Annotated in this window: 11 protein-coding genes and 5 pseudogenes; 8 read left to right on the top strand and 8 right to left on the bottom strand. The window is 65.8% G+C overall.

Annotated features, from left to right (window positions below; genetic code table 11):
* Positions 1-212: 212 nt before the first annotated feature.
* The 3 genes from K8O92_26395 to K8O92_26385 form a co-directional block, all read right to left on the bottom strand.
* Entirely contained in the window at positions 213-1169 is a 957-nt protein-coding gene (locus K8O92_26395; protein UAK31313.1) for an alpha/beta hydrolase, read from the bottom strand.
* 279 nt (positions 1170-1448) lie between these two features.
* Positions 1449-2453: a helix-turn-helix domain-containing protein gene (locus K8O92_26390; GenBank protein UAK31312.1), complete on the bottom strand. Its 1005-nt coding sequence runs from the start codon at positions 2451-2453 to the stop codon at positions 1449-1451.
* Positions 2450-3601 carry a site-specific integrase gene (locus tag K8O92_26385; GenBank protein UAK31311.1) on the bottom strand — a complete coding sequence of 384 codons (1152 nt, stop codon included), beginning with the start codon at positions 3599-3601 and terminating at the stop codon, positions 2450-2452. Before K8O92_26385 ends, K8O92_26390 begins: the two co-directional genes overlap by 4 nt.
* Before the next feature lie 257 nt (positions 3602-3858).
* Here K8O92_26385 and K8O92_26380 point away from each other — a divergent pair.
* Positions 3859-4629: pseudogene (locus K8O92_26380) on the top strand (IS5 family transposase).
* Here the strand turns inward: K8O92_26380 and K8O92_26375 are convergent.
* A complete protein-coding gene (locus K8O92_26375; protein UAK35957.1) occupies positions 4601-6112 on the bottom strand; it encodes an ISL3 family transposase in 1512 nt (503 codons plus the stop codon). The pseudogene K8O92_26380 and the gene K8O92_26375 overlap by 29 nt on opposite strands.
* Before the next feature lie 308 nt (positions 6113-6420).
* Between K8O92_26375 and K8O92_26370 the strand changes: the two genes are divergently transcribed.
* Together K8O92_26370 and K8O92_26365 are read left to right on the top strand one after the other, a co-directional pair.
* The gene (locus K8O92_26370) at positions 6421-8112 is read left to right on the top strand and encodes a hypothetical protein (GenBank protein UAK31310.1); all 1692 of its coding nucleotides are present in this window, start codon (positions 6421-6423) and stop codon (positions 8110-8112) included.
* A gap of 43 nt (positions 8113-8155) precedes the next feature.
* Positions 8156-9072, top strand: a pseudogene (locus K8O92_26365) (IS630 family transposase).
* Between the two features lie 204 nt (positions 9073-9276).
* On the opposite strand, the gene K8O92_26360 reads toward K8O92_26365, so the two are convergent.
* Positions 9277-9519: a hypothetical protein gene (locus tag K8O92_26360; GenBank protein ID UAK31309.1), complete on the bottom strand. Its 243-nt coding sequence runs from the start codon at positions 9517-9519 to the stop codon at positions 9277-9279.
* 468 nt (positions 9520-9987) lie between these two features.
* On the opposite strand from K8O92_26360, the pseudogene K8O92_26355 reads away from it, so the two are divergent.
* A pseudogene (locus K8O92_26355) lies at positions 9988-10749 on the top strand (alpha/beta hydrolase).
* Between the two features lie 745 nt (positions 10750-11494).
* Here the strand turns inward: K8O92_26355 and K8O92_26350 are convergent.
* On the bottom strand, positions 11495-11938 hold the full coding sequence (locus K8O92_26350) for a hypothetical protein (protein UAK31308.1): 444 nt from the start codon (positions 11936-11938) through the stop codon (positions 11495-11497).
* A gap of 105 nt (positions 11939-12043) precedes the next feature.
* Here K8O92_26350 and K8O92_26345 point away from each other — a divergent pair, with 105 nt between their 5' ends.
* From K8O92_26345 to K8O92_26330, 4 genes and pseudogenes are all read left to right on the top strand, one after another.
* On the top strand, positions 12044-12904 hold the full coding sequence (locus K8O92_26345) for a hypothetical protein (protein ID UAK31307.1): 861 nt from the start codon (positions 12044-12046) through the stop codon (positions 12902-12904).
* 212 nt (positions 12905-13116) lie between these two features.
* Positions 13117-13658, top strand: a pseudogene (locus K8O92_26340) (DEAD/DEAH box helicase).
* A pseudogene (locus K8O92_26335) lies at positions 13659-13795 on the top strand (IS256 family transposase).
* A 114-nt stretch (positions 13796-13909) separates the two neighbouring features.
* On the top strand, positions 13910-15406 hold the full coding sequence (locus K8O92_26330; protein ID UAK35956.1) for an ISL3 family transposase: 1497 nt from the start codon (positions 13910-13912) through the stop codon (positions 15404-15406).
* A 340-nt stretch (positions 15407-15746) separates the two neighbouring features.
* On the opposite strand, the gene K8O92_26325 is transcribed toward K8O92_26330, so the two are convergent.
* Both K8O92_26325 and K8O92_26320 read right to left on the bottom strand, forming a co-directional pair.
* The gene (locus K8O92_26325; protein ID UAK31306.1) at positions 15747-16319 is read right to left on the bottom strand and encodes a recombinase family protein; all 573 of its coding nucleotides are present in this window, start codon (positions 16317-16319) and stop codon (positions 15747-15749) included.
* A 298-nt stretch (positions 16320-16617) separates the two neighbouring features.
* Positions 16618-18750: a hypothetical protein gene (locus K8O92_26320; GenBank protein ID UAK31305.1), complete on the bottom strand. Its 2133-nt coding sequence runs from the start codon at positions 18748-18750 to the stop codon at positions 16618-16620.
* Positions 18751-19367 lie beyond the last annotated feature (617 nt).

The raw sequence follows: 19367 nt of genomic DNA, 5'->3' as shown, positions 1-19367 counted from the left end.
GCTGCGGAGCCCGGCGATCCGGCACAAGGAGGAACTGCTGTTCGAACGCGCACTATCCGGGGTGCGGGGACCAGATTCGCGAAAAGTGGCGCTAAGCGGTTTGGCTATCAATCCGAGCGGCACCGCGAGCGCTACCGCAGATAATTTCAGGAGTCGCCAGTACGGGTCCTTACCAGTCCCGCCCCAGTCGTAGGCTCGCCGATCAATTCCCATTAGGCGACGAGGGTGAGGTGAGCGGCCGCGGCCCGGTCGGGATCGCCTGTTCGGGTCATGAGGCGGTTGATGGCGTCGGCGACCTGGTCGGGCTGCTCGAGAATCACCGAGTGCCCGGCGCCCTCGACCATCACGAGGTCGGCGTACTCGACGGCCGCGGCCATCGCGACCGAGTGCGACGGCGGCGTCATCAGGTCGCTGCAGCCGCACAGCACCAGCGTGGGGATCCGCGAGAGGACCGCGAGCGCGTCGGTCCGGTCGTAGACCGTGAATTCGCTCAGGAAACTCGCCATCGTGACGATCGGCGTCTCGTTGCGCATCGCGTGGGCCAGCGCCAGCACCCGCGGGCTGACCTTGCGATCGCCGAACTCGGCGGCACGGATGACGGGGGCGAAGAGTGTGCAGGCTACAGGTTTCGCGTGGTGCATCAGGCCCGGGGCGCGGCGGACGGCCGCCTGGAACGCGGAGACGACCGGGTTACGCAGGAGCCGGCCGAGGCCCGCGTCGGCGAGCCCGCTCGCGGCGGTCGCCAGGAGCGCGACGCCCACGATACGAGTGCCGATCTCGTGCGGGTACCGTGCGGCGTAGGTCAGCACGGTCATGCCGCCCATCGAGTGGCCGACGAGGACGACCGGTCCGGTGGGGGCGACCGCGTCGAGAACGTCCTGCAGGTCGCGGCCGAGCTGGGCGAGGTTGTAGGTCTTGCGGGACGCTGCGGCGGAGTCGCCGTGTCCGCGATGGTCATAGCAGACCACCCGGGCGTCGGGGTATCGGCGCAGCAGCGCGTCGCGGACGTAGGTCCAGGACTCACTGCGCAGGCAATGGCCGTGCAGGAGGACGACGGTGAGGTCGGCATCGCGCGGACCGTACTCCCGAACCGCGAGAGCGACGCCGTCTCGGGTCGAGACCGTGACACGCCGTTGGGCCACGGTGGGGATGGTGGTGCGGATGGACATGAGCGGCTCCGGTGCGTTGGCGGGGAGGTGTTCTGCTCGCTGCGCGACAACCATCCTCATCGAATCGGTACCGGGCCGACATCGGGCATATACCTATCTACGGTCATGCGATCACCTAGGCACGGTTACCGATGGGCGTTCAGATGTCTCGCACTCGTGTGCATCTGGGGTAGAGCCGGCATGTGGGGTCCAACCGGCCGGAATCCGGCGTTGGCCGGAAAAAATTCGCGCCTGACCAGGCGGTTTTGATGGTGCTGACTGGCAGGCTCGCATATTCAACTATCGCGAATTCCCGAACCTCGCCCCGCAGCCCCGCGGGCGCTTCGGAAAGCGGCCAGGGATCGTGGAGGAATTCGGCACGAGTGCGGTGCCAGTGCCTGGCACAGAGCTCATCGAGCCCCATCCGGATGGCACGAGATTGATAGTTCGCCGCGGGTTCAACCACGCGGGAGACCGCGAGCAGTTCACGCTCCAGGGTCCAGCCGCAGTGGTCGAAGGCCCAGGTCCCGTTGCTGACATAGACGTGTCCAGGATCAGCGGCATCGGCCGGCCACAGGCCTTTCGCGGTGAACCGGTGTGAGCGGGTTTCGAGGAAGGCGTAGGCCAGGATGTGGCAGGCACCGGCCGCGAAGAACCATTGGTCATCACGATGCCAGGCAAGATCCTGATCCGCCCGTTCGAGTGGGGTGCGGCGGAACACCGCGCACGGAATGTACACACCACCAGCGTATTTCGCCCTGAGGCGCCGGACAGGTGAGATTGCGCCGCCTGTCTCCATGAGTCGCATCCGGTGAAGATCCGCTGGCATCCGGCCGCGGTGAGCGCGGCGATCTGACGGTCGAGCAGCTGGCCCCTGGTCGACACCCGCCCGTATCCGACGAGAGCGCCGCCACCGCCGATCGGATCGAGCGCATCACCATCGAGGGCAAGCGGTTCGGCGACGGCGAGGGTGCGGGTTTGGCTCCGGGCCGCCCGCGGGCGCAGCTTCGCGACGCTCGCCGGGACCGGGCCGGGCAGGCCGTCGGTGGCGGTGCGGCTGACCCCGGCGTTCTCGGCGGTGGTGGTGACCAGATCGGCGGGAGTGCAGCCGAGAATGTCGCAGAGCGCCGAAAGTACCTGAAGAGAAAGCCTTTCCGGTGTTCCCGAGACCAGGCGCTGGACTTGGGAGGCGGACAAGTTGATGCCGCGCTCGTGCAGAAGAGGGAACAGTTCGGTGGCGTTGAACCTGCCGCGGGTGGCCATCAGTTCGCGCAGGTGCCAGGTGTAGCCGACGGTTCGTTTCATGCGTTCATCCCCTTCCGGGAGTCCAGGGCGGCGGCGATGGTGGCGTCGAGCTGGCGGCGCAGGGTGCGGGTGCGGAAGTCCGAGGACACGCAGGTGTAGATCGAGGTCGTGGACGCGTGCTCGTGGCCGACCTGTTCCTGCACGAACCGAGGATCCCAGCCGTCCTCGATCAGATGCGTCACATACGATCGCCGCAGACTGTGCAGGTCCAGGACCTTGTCCAGGCCGAGTGCGTCCCGGTAGGCGACGAAGCGGGAGTTCAGGCGCTGGCAGCCGATCCTCAGTCCGCCCTCGGACGGCCAGGCTGCCAGGTTGCCGTCGACGCCGAACAACGGACGGATCTCGGTGAACCACTCATCGAGCACCTCGGCAGTCCAGTCCCAGACCGTCAGCACGCCACGACGTTTCGGCGGCGAACCCTTCTTCGCCTTGCCGTAGCGCACCTGGCAGCGACCGAACTGGCCGAACTCCCGTGCGTGCGGGTTGACCCCGAAGTCGGCCGCGTCGAGCATCCGGATCTCGTTGCGCCGCAAACCGAACGAGTATGAGGTTTTTAACAGCGCCGCGTCCCGGAACGCGGGTAGCCAACCCTTGCGGCCGAACGCACGGATCCGCGCGACCTGGTTGTCGGCGTGCTCGAAGAACGCGTGCAACTCGGCCTTGGTGAACGCCCGCTTCTTCGGGTCGGACTCGGTGTCCTGGGCATGGACCGCGGTGTTCCACTCGTGCACGATCTGAATCGGATGAGTGCCGAGCCGTTCCTCGCAGGTGGCCGGCCACTCGTAGAGCGGATCGGTCACGAAATGGCAGAACGACCGGACCGCCTCGCAATAGGATCGGATCGTCGACCGCTTCAGATCCCGCAACGACCGCAGGTCACCCAGCCATTCATCGACCATCGCCGGGGTCCACTGCCACGGGAAAGCGTTGACGTAGGCGGTGAACGCCTTCACCGTGTTCTCCCGGCCCTCCACCGTCGTGCGAGCCAGATTCCGGGCGAGCTGCTGATTGGCGAACCCCGCCAGCATCGCTTCGAACACTTGCTCCTCCGGCCGCAACAGCGCGACACCGTCGACCAGGTGCAGCCGCGCACCACCCGGCACCAAACCGCCGAAACCCGCCAAACCGGCCACCTCCGTCGGTCGCATCAGATGCGAGAAAGTCGCATCGTATGCGAGTCGCGGCGATATTCGCAGGTAGTCGCGGGACTGTAGATACAACGGCTCTGGCTCACTTCCGGTGGTGCCCGGGCTATGCGAGCAGGATGCGGTGCCTAAGACCGTGTCTCATGTCGCTGTGACTGGTTATCGGTGGGTCGAGATGGACTGTGATCGGTTGTGGTGCATGATGTTCGGCCGTGTCGGACAAGTTGTCGAAGCGTCTCGTTCCGGACGAGCTTTGGGCGATGGTGGAGCCGTTGCTGCCGAAGTTCGAGCCACGACCGCAGGGTGGGGGTACTGCTCCGACCGACGAGCGGGCGGTGTTCACGGCAGTGGTATTCGTGCTGACCAGCGGGTGTGCGTGGCGGATGCTGCCGCCGTCATTCGGGGTCACCGTTCCAACGGCGCACCGCCGGTTCACGGTGTGGACCGAGGCCGGTCTCTGGCGGCGGCTACATCGCGCGATACTCGATGAGCTCGGCAGCGAGGGCTTGATCGACTGGTCGCGTGCGGTGATCGACGCAGCAAGCGTCCGGGCGAAAAGGGGGGATCTCTGACCGGCCCGAGCCCGGTTGACCGCGGCAAAGTCCGGCTCGAAAATCCACCTACTGTCCGATCGGGCGGGAATACCACTGTCGGTGGCGGTTTCGGCGGCCAACACCAACGATGCCGAGGCATTGCGGCCGCTGGTCAAGGCGGTCCCCGCGGTTCGGTCGCGGCGCGGTCCGCGTCGGCGCAAACCGGCCGAACTGCATGCCGACAAGGCGTACGACACCGCCGAGCTGCGGCAATGGGTGCGTGATCGGGGTATCGCCGTCCGCATCGCGCGCAAAGGCATCGAATCCTCCCAGCGCCTCGGCCGCCACCGCTGGGTCATCGAACGCACCATCTCCTGGCTCACCGGCTACCACCGGCTCAACATCCGCTACGACCGCAAAGCCACACACTTCCTCGCGTTCCTCACCCTTGCCGCGGCGCTGACCTGCTTCAAGAAGCTGACGAAATACGCCACATGAGACATCGTCTAAGTAGCTGAAAACAGGCCCGGCCATACATTTGTCGCTTGATCAGTTTGGTTTGGGTGTTGACGCCTTCGATCGGGCCGTTGCTGTAGGGCACGGTCAGGCCGGCGACCGCGGCGTCGTGGTCCTGGTCGAGGCCGCGAAGGAGAGGGCCGAGTTCGGTCAGCCCGGCCTCGCGAACCTGCATCATCCACTCGTCGAGATCGCCACCGCGACGTTCGGTCAGGATCGCTGCGAACTCGCCGACGAGCCGTGCCAGGTCGGTCATCTCGGGACATGCCCCGACAAGTTCGTCCAGATGAGCGCGGCGTCCGGAGGGGAGATCGGTCGGCCGGCTCATTATCCACGAAGTCAGCCGACGCGGTGAGGGGCAGATGCGGTCGCTCTCGGCGCGCCCCTGGTTGAGGTATTTGTGCAGCAGGTTCAGGCCGCCGGTGTAACCGAGCGCTTTGATCTCGTGGAACAGGTGAAGGACCGGGACACCGGGCTGTTCGGTGCGACGCTGCCGCAAGTGGTCGCGGAAGGGGTCGACAAGGCAGGCCCGGTAATACGGTGGGCGGCGCAGCTGGTCCGGCTCGGATGCGCGGGCGTAGCGTTTCACCGTGTTCAACGCCAGGCCCAGACGCCGGGCGCAGTCCAGCAGTCCGACACCTTGATCGAGCAGATCGTGCACCGCATGCCAGCGTTCCAACGTGGTGGTCTCGCGGGTGAGTGTTTGCCGTTTCGGGCCGGCCGCGGCCCAGCATCGGCCGTGCGCGGCGACGACTTCCCTCACCGATCGGGCCAGACCGTGCCACAGATGCCAGCGGTCGCTGACCTGCAGTGCGGCGGGCCGCGCGCGGCGGATCGCTTCGGCATAGGTGGCCGATCCGTCGCGGACGACGACCTCGACGCCAGGATTGTTCCGCAGCCATGTTTCGAGGGTTTCGGACTTGCGGTCGGCCAGGACGTCGATCCGTTGGTGAGTGACAGCGTCGATGACCGCTGTGCCGTAACGGTTTCGGCGGCGCAGGGCGAAGTCGTCCACGCTGACCACCCGCGGGACCGGCCGGTGCGGCAGCGGGATCGCCAGCAGTACCCGCACCGCGGTATGTCGGGACAATCGAACCGGCAACGCGGCCAGCACGCGGACCGCAGCCCGACCAGCCAGTTCTTTCACGATCGCCCGCACCTGGCCGGTCAGTCGGGTCGTTCGCCGTTGGTAGCGTTCGAGCAGCCCGGGAACCTGTTCACGGAAAGTCCTGCAGCACTGCGGTCTCGGGCAAACCAGTCGTCGAACCCGTACCCGGACGATCACCACGCGACCGTCGGCGGGCAGGTCGGCGACGGTCCGGTGGTGGTAGCTGTGGACTTTCTCCGACTCCTCACCACAGCGTGAGCACACCGCCGGGCCGGGCGCTGTCCGGGCCCGCACTACGAGCCTCCAGCCCTCCTCGACAACCTCCTCGATCACCAGCGCCGACAAACCCGAGAACATCAGCCCGACAGCAACATCCGCCTCATCCACCCACGCATCGTGCCGTCAGGCGACCACGCTCAGCCACCGGAAGTGAGCCAGAGCCTTTATATTTACAGTCCCCGCCGACGACCCCGGTCGGCGGATGAACGCGAGGACTCCGACATGTCGATGCGGCCATGCGGTTCCGATGCCCGCGCGGATCCACACCAACCTGCCTCGGCGCGGGTGGCCGCCGCGGTCGTTGTGGTGGGCGACGACTTCGCCGCCCCGGGATCGGGTCCCGGCGTGGTTGCATCTGGGGGCGCGGCGGACGAGATGGAGGACGTATGGGATACGACTGCACGTTGCACCTGGTGGACGAGGACGCGATCAGGGAGCAGTTCGTGCCCCGCTTGCTCGGGAGTTCGACCGAGCCGACCGCATTGGATCGAGTGCATCCGAAAGCGGCGGACGTGTGGCGGCAGGTACGCGAGCTGTTGCTCGGGACGGATGGGCACGCGGCGGCGGAGGCCGTGTCGGTGGCAGCGGTCATGTTCAGCGCCTCGATGCTGCCGTACCGCTACGAGCGGGGGCTGGCGCTGAGCCTGGCATTCGAAGCGGGACGGGTGTTTCCCGACGGGGTGTTCGAGCCGAAAGTCGAGTACGCGCCGGACGCGCTGTTCGCCGATGTGGTCGCGGCGCATCCGCAGGTACGGGGACGGTTCTCCTCGGGCTGGTTCGGCGGGAACTATACGACGGGGCTCTATGTGCCCGCCGAATATGTTGCCGAGGTGCTGGCCTGGGTGCAGGAGCAGCTCGCGCCGTTGCCCAAGGGTGCCCAGCGGAACTACCGAGGGATCGTGGCGACGCTGCGCGCGGCGGTGGATCGCAAGCTCGGATACTGGGAGGCAACGGATCTCGCGGTGCCCGCGGCGGGTGAGTTCCCCGGCGATCCGGAACTGATGTGGGCGCAGTACCTCGGCAACGACGGCACGACTGCCGCAGCGGTGGAGACGGCACCGGCATCGCCCATCGCGAGTGTGCTCGACGACATTGTCGACGGCTTCCTGATGTCGCACAGCGACGGCAAGTCACCACAGGTGGAACTGTGGGACCTCGAGTCGTGGCCGCCGCGATTGGCGTTGCAGCGCAACGAATTCTGGGTCGCGGCTGCACGGGCCTCCGAGGGCGGATGGCTGGCGTACTCCACCGTCGACACCAAGGCACGCCCGCGCGTGTTCGCGCCGATCCTGGTGGACGGTGACACGGATGCACCGCGGGTACTACCGGCCAAGGGACCGGACGGGGCCGACCTCTACTCCCACGAGTGCTACTTCCTCGGCACGCGCCCCGTGGTGTTGCACGAGGTGAAGAGTCACCTGCTGAGATTCGGCGGTATGCAGCTCGGCGACCCGCTGCCCGGCCCGCTGTGGCTCACGGACTCCGGTGTCTGGGAACAGATTCCGGGCATCACACCGGGCACGGTGGTGAAGAGTTCACTCGGCGACGCCGCCCGCCCGGTCACCGGGGCCGCGCGACTGGCTGACGGTAACACCGTCCTGATCTGGGACGGCAACGGCTACGAACTCGACCCCGCAGGCACCGGCTGCGTCCGCACCTTCGAGATGGCCGCACAACGCTCCTTCGTCGGCTTCACCTCGGCGCCCGCGGGCACCGACGGATTTTTCTACCAGTCCGGCCGCGACCTGCACGAGATCCATCGAGGCGGCAAACCAATCCGGCACGCCGAAGCCTGGACCAACGTCATGGACGTCCGCCCGGGACCGGACGACAGCCTCCTCCTCAAATTCGGCAGCAACGACGAAGGCAACGTCGGCGCCCTCTACTTCCCGAACGACCGTACCCACATCGTCCTCCCCCCAGAAATGTTCGGCGACAAATCCAGTTACTCGGCCCTTTACTGGAGCCGATCGACCAACCGAATAGTCGCCATCGGCGGCGATTTTGTCGCCGTTGCGGTAGAAACCGTACTGTCACAATCGAGATCGGCGGTACCCGAACTTCCCGACGAGGCCTAGTGTTCCGCGCTTGAAATCCGTTTGTCAATCGTAGGATTCGGTGGTGGCAAGGACGGGGCGGCCGAGGTCGGGGCCAGATTTGGTGGTCACCGAGGCGCAGCGTCGGGAGTTGGTTCGGGGTGCGCGGGCGGCGACGTCGACGCAGGCGTATGCGTTGCGGTGCCGGATCGTGCTGAGGTGCGCGGAGCCGGGTGCGGCGAACGCGCATGTCGCGGCTGCGGTAGGTGTCACGCCGATGACTGTGGCGAAGTGGCGGCGCCAGTTCATCGAGCACGGTCTGGCCGGTCTGGCTGATGAGCCACGTCCGGGTCGGCCGCCGTCGATACTGCTGGATCAGGTGGAGCAGGTAGTGGTGTTGACGTTGGAGCGGACTCCGCGTGATGCCACGCATTGGTCGCGGGCATCGATGGCCGAGCGGACCGGGTTGTCGAAATCGACGATCGGGCGGATCTGGCGGCGGCTCGATCTGAACCGCACCTGGTCGACGGATTCAAACTGTCGACCGACACGCTGTTCGTGGAGAAAGTCGTGGATGTGGTCGGCTTGTACCTCAATCCGCCGGAGCGAGCCGTTGTGCTGTGCGTGGACGAGAAATCACAGATGCAGGCCCTGGATCGTTCGCAACCGGTGTTGCCGATGATGCCGGGCATGCCCGAGCGTCGCACCCACGACTACGCTCGCCACGGCACCACGAGCCTGCTCGCGGCGTTCAACATCGCCGATGGCACCGTGGTCGGGGAATTGCACCGCCGCCATCGTGCCGCGGAGTTCAAGAAGTTCCTGGTCTCGATCGACAAGGCAGTACCCGCCGACTTGGCTGTTCATCTGGTCTGCGACAACCTGGCGACCCACAAGACCCCGATCGTCAACGAATGGCTCGCGCGTCATCCCCGGTTCCACGTGCACTTCACCACGCCCGGATCGTCCTGGCTCAACCAGGTCGTGCGACACGAGGTCGCATGAGTGACAGTGGAACTCGTAAAAGGAGGAATCGGCTGATGTCGGTGACGTAGTTCCCGATCCCGTGCGTGTGGATCGTCCCCACCTCGACGTGCATCATGGGTAACCGTGGGGTGCGAAGCCCGAGGACTCGGGTTCCATCCAGGGGTTACAGGCTGGGGAAGACTGGGCGGGTGAATTGCGTGAACCCTCGTTGACGCCTCGTCATGAGCACTCTCGCCGATGGGAAGTTGCAGCGGGAGATAGGGATAACAGTTCAGCCTCGTACTCGTCGCGGTCACTGTAGCTACTTGCACCACGAGCTTTCCTGGCTGTCGACGCGTCGGCATCCGGGCAACCGTCGAAATCCACAACAGCCAGCAGCGCCGCCAGCTCGGCCGGTGTGCTGTCTCTGCCGTGACCGAGCAACATGTGGGCGCCTTCATGCGCCACCACATGCCGCGCCATCGTCGGCACCTGCCAGGGCGATACAGCACGACATCGTCCACCGAGCGGGCCAGCCACAATCCGCACAACTCGACCGGGAAATACTCCGGCAACGGTAGATGCACGATCTCACGCCCGCGGACCTGCTCCAGGCGAGCAAAGAACGGTTCCACCGTCCAATCCGGCGGCAGTTCGAGATCATCGACGATCGACTCGAATCGCGAACGTCTCGACCGTCGTGGCCACAACTGAACAGGCAACTTAGCCTCCCCTTCTAATCACGTCCTGCTCCCATCGTGGCTGCACGACATTCCCCGATGCATCCACTGGTCGGTCGATCCGGTCGTATTCGTCCGGAATGGGTACCCATTGCTTCGGCGCCGTTCGCGCACGGGCGCGAACATACCATCGAGTATGCGCTGGCGTCCCTCGTTCGTCGCACCGCGTCCGGAGTCGGACCCGGCGGCGGGCCCACCCGAGATTGCTGTTGTGCGGCGCTCATTCGTCACCGCGCGCGGCATCCGCTTCCACGTCACCGAGGCGGGTCCGGCGAACAAACGTCCGGTGCTCGCGCTGCACGGCGGGCCACAGCACCATTACGCGTACCGCCACCTGCTCGCCGATCCGCCGGACGACCTGCGGATCATCGCGCCGGACCTGCCCGGGTACGGCTGGTCCGGACCCGCGCCGCACCGGTGGGCCAAGGACTGGGGCGGCTACATCGCCCACCTGCTCGTGCTGCGGGAGCCGGAGCGATTCGACGCGCTGCTGGCGCTGAACATCGCCCACCCGTGGCAGACACCGCGCAGTTTCCTGCCGCACGCCTGGCGGTTTCTGATCTACCAGCCGCCGGTCGCCGCGTTCGGCACGTATCTCCACCAGCGCACCCGCTTCTTGGAACAGCTCATCTTCGTCGGCGCCGTGCGCAACCGCGACGAGTTCGGACCCGAGGTGATCCACGCGTACGCCGACCGCTTCCGCGACCCGCTCTGCGTCCGCACCGCGGCCGACACCTACCGCACTTTCCTGCTACGCGAAGTCCCCCGGTCCGCCGTACGGCGCGAACAACGCCGCGCGACCGTACCGATCCGCGCCCTGTTCGGGGTGGACGACGCCGCGATCCATCCCTCGCTCGCGTCCGAGAAGACGGCGCGCGCCGACGACTACCGCCTCGAACTGGCCCAGAACTGCGGCCACTTCATCGCCGAAGAGCGACCGGACTTGGTCCGGGCCCGGCTCGTCGAACTGGCCACGACGACCGCGCACCCCGCGCGAAGACGGGTCACAGCCTCGGCTCGCGCGGACTCCGTAGAGCGTGCGATCCTGTCGCTGGGACGATGGCGCGGGCAGAACGGTGGCACCAGCGCGGAAATGCACTCCTACAGATCTTTGACGGTTGATTGCGGTTGACGGAGCTGGTGATCACTCGGGCTGTGGGTTGATACCTGTGCGGTGAGATACGGGCAGGGCGGGGGATTGCCGGCCGCGGGGCGTGTCCGGCGGGAGGTGGTTTGCTTGGCGGCGGCCGAGCGGTTCGCCGCCGGTGACAAGACCGCCGATATCGCCGCCGCTCTGCGGGTTCGGAGTTCTGTGGAGTGCGAGCTGAAAGTGGCTTGCGGACAGATGTTTACGCCGTGCCGAGCATAGACTGTCCACGGTGGTCACCAAATCGGAACAGAATCAGCGGGTAGCAGCGGGCGAGTCCCGAGCCTTGGCGCCTGGACCCACATTCACGTCCGGTCGCCAGTGGCGACGTCGGCTCGGGCACACCGCTTGGATCGTCGGTCTCGCGACAGCGTTGACCATCGGCCTCGAGCGGTTCGGATTCAACCCCACCGACCAAGGCTTTGTGGTTGCTCAGTCATGGCGCATACTGCACGGCGAGATACCGCATCGCGATCTGATCTCGGCACGACCTTTGGGCTCGGCGTACCTACACATCATCGACTTCGTGATTCCCGGACCGCTGTTGCTGTCCTCGGCCTTTGTGGCATGCCTACAGCTGATCGTCGCGACGGTAGTGCTGGCGGCATGGACGACCGGCATCGGTGTCCTGCGGTGGGGGCTGGTCCGCACCGCGGTAGTTGCATCGGTCGCAGTGATCAACGTCCACCTGTTCGCGATGACCGCGTGGCACACCGTCGACGGCATATTCCTTGTCGCCGTGGGCTGGTACGCGTTCGATATGGGTCGGCAACGCGATCGGGTATGGCTGGTGCGGTCGGGTCTTTTCGCCATCGGATTCGCAGCGGTCACCAAACAATCGTTCATACCAGCAGTCCTCGTCACCCTTGTCGTCCTGCTGATCCAACGTCGGCATCCGGTGCGGCGGCTCATCCTCGACCTCGCCACTTTGATCGGCCCTTCTGCTATATACCTGGTGATCGTCACTGCGGGTGGCGGTTTCGGGGCAATGATCGACCAACTCGGCGGCGGACATGCCACCGCCGGTCAGCGCCTGCTGAGTATCGGTGTGATCTCAGGGGCAATACCAATTCTCGGCGTATATACCGTCGCGGTACTCGCATCGACGACAAGAGGGCCGATGATGCGCGGTATCGCGTCGGCTATCGCCTGCCTGATCCTTGGGGCAGTCATTGTCGACGGACAGCTCGAGCGGGCCGGCAACTGGGGCATCGTTCTATGGTGGGCCGCTGCTCTGACCATCGGCATCCACGCCGCGACGCAACGCAGCGTTCCGTGGCGATCAGTCGGCATGGTGCTGCTCGGATACATGGTGTCGTTGTCGTGGGGATACGCCTCACCCACGCTGCTCGGCGGCAGCCTCGCGCTGCTGGCCATCGAACAGCTGGTGCGGGACCTGCCGACTGTGGTCGACCGGGCCCGCATTGTCGGTGGCATCGCCGCCGTCATCCTGTTGGTTGCCACGCTCGGTTGGATGAGTGAACTTCGACTGCAGGCCCCCTACCGTGATCTGCCGGCCAGGGAACTGACTGCCGACCTCGGTGAGTCGATACCTGCGATGCGTGGAATCCGGACGAACCCGGCAACCGCGGCATACGTCGAGCAGATTGTGCGCTGCCTGGACCAGTATCCCGCGTCCCGCACCGCAGTGCTGCCCGACAATCCGTTCATCTATCCGGCGTTGCACATCCGAAACCCCTTTCCCATCGATTGGCCACTTTCGGCAGAACTCGTCGCCGACAGCCGCGCTCGCCTTGATGCGGCAGCCGAAAAAATCGAGCGGGAGGGCGACTACCTGATTTTGTTCCAGACCGTCACCAGTCGCGCCCTAGCTTCGGCAAAGCCGATCCCGGTTGCTGTCCCGGCCGATGCTTCGGTGGTAGACCCGGCCGGAATCGCGGACGGCATACTCGCTCGGATCTCCGGCCAACCTGTGACATGCGGCTCCTTCGTCGGCGTCTGGCAGCCATCGAACAGGTAGGCGCCGGGCCCGAAACCGCCTATGCCAGCGAGCTACTCGCCACACGACCAACATCAGAATCCCGAAACAGACCACGATCCCGAACGGATCGGCCGCGACAACGGCACCGAGCAAACCAGCGACTGCGATGAATCCCCAGGCCGATAACACCAGGGCGATAGCCGAACGCGGTAGCGACCGGGCCGCGTCATGTGTCGGTGCCCTCGGGCACGATGGAGCGCATGACCGCGGCGACCGATGTCTCTTCGATCGACCTCACCGCCCCGAACCTGCGCGAGCACGCCGAGCAGCTGCTGCGCGAACTGGCCGGGCCCGATGCGCGGCTGCGGGAGGACCAGTGGATCGCCATCGAGGCGCTGGTCGTGCGGCGGAGCAGCGCGTTGGTGGTGCAGCGCACCGGCTGGGGCAAGTCCGCGGTGTACTTCATCGCCGCCAAATTGCTGGGCAGGGCCGGTCGCGGGCCGACGGTGATCGTGTTTCCGCTGCTCGCGCTGATGCGCAACCAGGTGGCGGCCGCGCAGCGCGGGTGGTCGCCGCCACCATCAACTCGGGCAATGTGACCGAATGGGACGAGATCCACGCGCAGGTCGCCGCCGGCGCGGTCGACGTGTTGCTGGTCAGCCCGGAACGACTGAACAATCCGGATTTCCGGGACCAGGTGCTGCCGAAGCTCGCGGCGGACGCGGGACTGGTGGTGATCGACGAGGCGCACTGCGTCTCGGACTGGGGACACGAATTCCGGCCGGACTACCGCCTGAAGTGTGTCTACCTGTCGATCATGGCCCTCGATCCCACCGGAACAGGCCGAAACGGTGGGTCACCCGCTGGAAAGCCGCGTTGAACGCTTTCGACATCACCTTCGAAGGCCGACTCAGCGCTGGACGGAAGTAACCCAATCAAACCGAGTTACACCGATGGCTGGGCTCGGTCCCATTTTCGGTGGTGACCCGAGGGGCGTGACGGCACGATGTGCCGGTGGGTCATGTGAATGTCTCTGTGGGCGTGATGTTTTCGGGTTTGTCGCCGTTGTTGGTGGAGGAGGTGAGCGACGAGGGCTCCTGGATTGGGGTACGCGCTCGGACCCCCGGTGGTCCAGCGGCCTGCCCGGGCTGCGGTGCTGTTTCGGGCAAGGTGCACAGCTACCACCAGCGCACCGTCGTCGACCTGCCGCTCGACGGCCGTGCAGTGCACGTGCGAGTGCAGGTGCGGCGGTTGGTGTGCCCGACCATAGGCTGTCGCAACACCTTTCGTGAGCAGGTACCCGGTGTGCTGGAGCGCTACCAGCGGCGCACCACGCGCCTGACCGGTCAGATTCGATCGGTGGTGCGGGAGCTGGCCGGACGCGCCGGAGCCCGGCTGCTGGCGCGACTCGCAATCGGGCTGTCGCGCCACACGGCGGTGCGGGTGCTGATGGGTATCCCGCTGCCCGAGCGGCCGGTGCCGGCCGCGGTGAGCGTGGACGATTTCGCGTTGCGGCGCCGCCACCGCTACGGCACGGTGGTGATCGACCCGGTCACCCACGACCGCATCGACGTGCTGGCCGACCGGAAAGCCGACACCCTGGCCGTGTGGCTGAGCGAGCACCCGCACGTGCAGGTCGTTGTCCGTGACGGCTCCACCACCTATGCCGAGGCCGTGCGCCGGGCCCTGCCCACCGCGATGCAGGTCAGCGACCGCTGGCACCTGTGGCACGGGCTGGCGCAGGTGGTCGAGAAGACGGTGGTCGCCCACAGCGCCTGCTGGTCGGCCGCAGCACCGAAGTATCGACAGGTCAAGGGCGGCGCCACCACCCTGCAACGCTGGCACGCCGTGCACGAGCTGCCCGATCGAGGGGTCGGACTGCTGGACTGCTCACGCCGGTTGGGCGTGTCGCTGAACACGGTCAAACGCTACGCCCGTGCGCCCGAGCCGCAGCGTCTGCGCCGCCCGCCGCAGTACCGGCCCTGCCTGGTCGACCCCTACCGCGACCACCTGCGCGCCCGCCGCGCCGCCGACCCCGGAGTACCGGTCCTGCAACTATTCGCCGAGATCAAAGTTCTCGGCTACGCCGGAGGGCTGAACCTACTCTACCGCTACGTCAACCAGGGACGCCTCGACGGCGACCGAATCGCGATCTCGCCCAAACGCGTGGCCAGCTGGATCCTGACCCGACCGGCCGACCTGCCCGATCCCCGCCGCGCTCATCTCGACGAGATCGCCGCCGCGTGCCCGGAGATGACCGCCCTGGTCGACCTCGTCCGGGAGTTCGCCCAACTCATGACCGAGCGCCGCGGCAGCGACCTCGACAGCTGGGTCGAGCAGGTCCGCGAAGCCGGCCTGACCGAATTCAACCCGTTCCTCACCGGCCTCGACCAAGACCACGACGCTGCCGTCGCCGGTTTGACCCTGCCCTACACCAACGGTCCCTGCGAGGGCGTCAATACGAAAACGAAGCTGATCAAACGGCAGATGTACGGCCGCGCCGGCTGTCGGCTACTCCGACACCGAATCCTGCTGGGATAGGCGAGGTTCCGCTACCACCGAAAATGGGACAGAGCCGTTGGCTGGACAGACCCGTAGTCGCCTCAAGCTGACCGTTTCGCCCCGATTGGTTGAGCTATGCTCGGGCACGTTGCCGCAGCCGAATCCTCCTGGTAGCAGCTGCATTCGGCACATCGGACCCGTCGATGCGCACATAGTCGCGAATTCGCATCCGATGCAATTGGCGGCGCTTGTAGTAATCGCGCGAAAAACAACGACAATGGCTTGACCAGCAGTGATGTCGGGTTTCCGGTTCGAGGTCCCCGACTGGCCGGAATATCGGGCAGGTTGCCGTAGTCGCTGGTGTGGGCGGGTCCGGGGTTCAGGTTGTGGTCAGGTGGCGGTAGATGGTCTTGCGGGAGACGCTGAAGGTGTCGGCGATCTGGGTGACGGTGTATTTGCGTTTGCCGTGGTGGTCGAGTTCGTCGTACATCTCGCGGGCTTTGAGAGCCTGCAGTTCGGTCAGGGCGGGTGGTCGGCCGCCGATACGGCCGCGGGCTCGCGCGGATTGCAGGCCTTCGAGGGTTCCTTCGCTGATGAGGTCGGCGGTCATCTCGTCCATGGCGGCGATGACGTGGAACAGGAACCGTCCGGCGGGGGTGGTGGTGTCGATGCCTTGTTTGAGCACGATGAGGTCGATGCCGCGTTCGTCGAGTGCGGCGGCGAGTTCGGTCATGTGCCGCACCGACCGGAACGGCCGCGACAGCCGGGTGATGACCAGTTCGTCACCGCGTCGTAGGTGTTCGAAGCATTTGTCCCACTCGGGGCGGCGGGCGAGTTTGCCGGAGGCCTTGTCCACCCAGATCCGTTCGCACCTGGAGGCGGTGAGGGCGTCGATCTGGGAGTCGTCTTTCTGCCCGCGGGTGGAGACCCGCGCGTATCCGAACCGTGCCATGCCCGCAACTGTCCCATAAAGGGCTGACATGTCGGGTTTTCGTCACGTAGATTCCGCACACGAGTTATGGCCCACTGGCGAGGTTCGCTGACCTGCGGATTCGTTGGTCGCTGCGGGTAAGGGTTCGTGTGGGTCGGAAACGTTCGTTTCCGCCCACTCCGGCTGCGGTCGACTCCTCACCGTCCGGCACTCCAAAACGTGGGATCAAGCGGACAGCGACGCTTCATGTACCAGATGACACGATTCTCACCTGCATCGTCGATGCGCGCTGCTTTTCAACGCACGCTGTCTGGTTCCGTCAGCTCACGGATCCGGTGTCCTGCCTTGCGAGCCAAACCACTGGATGAGCTCGAGGCGATGGCACGCAGACACGTGACCGCCTCATCACCACCGATAGCTGTGATCGCGTCGAGTGCAGCGCGGGAAGACTCTCCGATCCGCCACCCGCCCTCGAGGATCTGCTGACATAGTCGCCGCGCCGTGTCTGCATTCCCGACAAGGCCTGCGCATGCAACACCCAGTTGTCGCGGTGGGGGCAACCGGCCAACATCCAAGCCTCGTATAGGCCCCATGCGAACTCCGCAAGCGCCGTCGGATCCACCGTTTCCGCGACAACCCGAACTCCGGCGTATTGCCATTCGGGGCGGCACATCGCCAGCATCGTGCAGAAGTCTTCCACTGCGGATTCCGGCAGCGCTGCGCTGCCGTTTGGTAGCAAGATGGCAGGAAGCAGGGCAGGGACGAGCCACGTCGGCAGTCGAGGAATCCGATGCGGTAGCGCAGACTGTATCGCATCGTCGCCCACCATCGCGGAGATGGCTGTGCGGCTCTGCTCGCCGTAATATGCTGCGGCGCTGTCGATTGCGCTGCGGTGACCCATTTGGGCAATAGTGTGTAGCGCGTGCTGGGCAAGCATGCGATCGCTGCCGTACCGACTCAGCGCAATCGGAATCAGGTCTTCGACGGCCGTGTCGGCATGCCGCTGCCACCAAGCGACCGCGGTACGATTGGTCCGGCGGAACCCGAGGCAGCGCATCATCAGCACGGCGACACGACTGCCGTCGACTGGCTCCATGACCTGAGCCATCCGCAACGGATGTTGCGCCATCGTCGCAACGACCGCATCAAGGGCATCGGCACCGAACCTTCCCAGAATGCGTTGGAAAATCGCCTGCGAGTGGACTGCTCGCGGGACTTTGAACTCTCGCAGGATCGGATGCGCGATGTCGTCGGATATCAGTGCGAGGACGAAGGGCTCCTGGTCGACGTCCTGCACTGAGCGACGGTAATCCTCGATGCTCCGGGCCCTGCTGACCACCTCGAGCATGTCGTGTTCATACCACCACCCGCGTGTTACCGGCCTCGCAGCCCACCGCTCCCGTTCACCTGGCCGCCAGTCGAGCCGCAGCGGGCGGTCGGGGCGTTTTTCGAGGGAAAGGTGCTGTGCCCGCGAAGGTGCGCGACGCCAAGGCGGCGACGCCAAGACATCCGGCAGTTCGTGCGGTTCGGCGTTGCGTAGATGTACGGATTGACCACACTGGTGAGCCGACGCATCGCTGATGAACTGCTGTTCTCGACGTTTGAGCGCCCGAACAATATGGGCCGACGCCCTCCGGGTGGGATCGGCTGACAACAGCCTCCTCGCACGGCGCGGGAACCGGACCGCGGATCGGGACAGCGCACTGAACACCAACCCGTTGTCGGCGCGAGCCTGGAGCAGCCCCATCGCGACATCGGTCGGAAACCGGGACAGCATGTCGGCGAGCTCGCCCGTGGAGTCTCGGTCAGCACCCCAACCGTAGGGTGCATGAAGCCTGGCATCCAGCATCGCCGCGATGACGTCGGCGGCGGCGGGACCTACCTGGGTCGCGATGTTGTACACATGACGAAAAAGGCGTGCTGGCTCGACCACTTCGGTGATGCGAGTGAGTTGCTCAGAGGTGGTGGCGCAAGCGGCTAGAAGGGCAAGCGAATCCGAGGAATCAGACGGAACCGACCAAGCCCCGAAATCGTTGCTGTACCAGCGCAGGTGCCGCTCGGGCGGTGCGCTGCGCGACTTGTCGATCGGCATCGCCTCGAGATCTGCATCGATCCAACCCTGTTCGGTCGGAAGCAGGTACGACGTGGCGACCCGGACCCACAGGTCACCGATATGACCGGAAGCCCCTCGACCGCCGGCAACGCCGCGCAGCGTACCGAGGCGTTGGACGGTGGTCCGGTAACGCTCTTCGGATGCAGTCGCCAGGTGCGCCCGGACCCGCCGCAGCACGTTGTAGGCACGCAATGGTCCTGGTTCGTTCGGCTCGGGCGCGGTCAGATGGATAGGATTCCACGTACCGCCCCGGGATCCCGATACGACCGAACTCGACATTCCCACCCCGGACATCCACACAGCTGCTTCCGCCGCGAATTCGAGCCCGTACTCAGCCACCCACGTGTCAGCTAGACTGCGCGGCTCCGAGTGCACGAGAGCGCATACAACTGCTGCGCCTTTCGCGGATACGCGTGAATCGAGAAACCCGGCCCCTGCCTCGGAAAGCCAATACACACCACCGCGGGGCGGGAACGCCAGAGCACCCTCGATCACCTGGCGATACGGGGCGAGCTCGGTGGGCATAACAGGCGTTCGCGGCCGAAACGTCAACTGTCGTGCCGGGCCCAGCCCCCGAAAAGGCGCTGCCCTGGGCCACCATTTCGCCGGAACCGCCCACGAGTCCTCATCCAGCCGGTCATGAGGTTCGGCCACACACCCTCCGATTTCGCCTACCGGACACGACCATAATTGGCTCGGACACGCGGTCACGGGCAATGAGAGACGCCGCTCGCTGAATCGTGTACGTCGCACATCGCATGCCTTCGCCGCAGCCTAAAAGGAATGGCCAAATTCACGACCTCCCAGCAATGGGAACCGATAGGGGTCTTGCGAGTTCTCTGCAACGCCCACCGTGGCTATGGGCCGGACGTGCCCGATATTCAACGCGAAGGGGGTTCCGGGCAGTCGAAGTACGCGCGTGTTCAAGAGTCCGGCAGATCCTCGGGGCTCTGGTA

The organism is Nocardia asteroides, from assembly GCA_019930625.1.
GTDB classification, from domain to species: Bacteria; Actinomycetota; Actinomycetes; order Mycobacteriales; family Mycobacteriaceae; genus Nocardia; species Nocardia sputi.
This window is presented reverse-complemented; position numbering and strand designations above follow the sequence as displayed.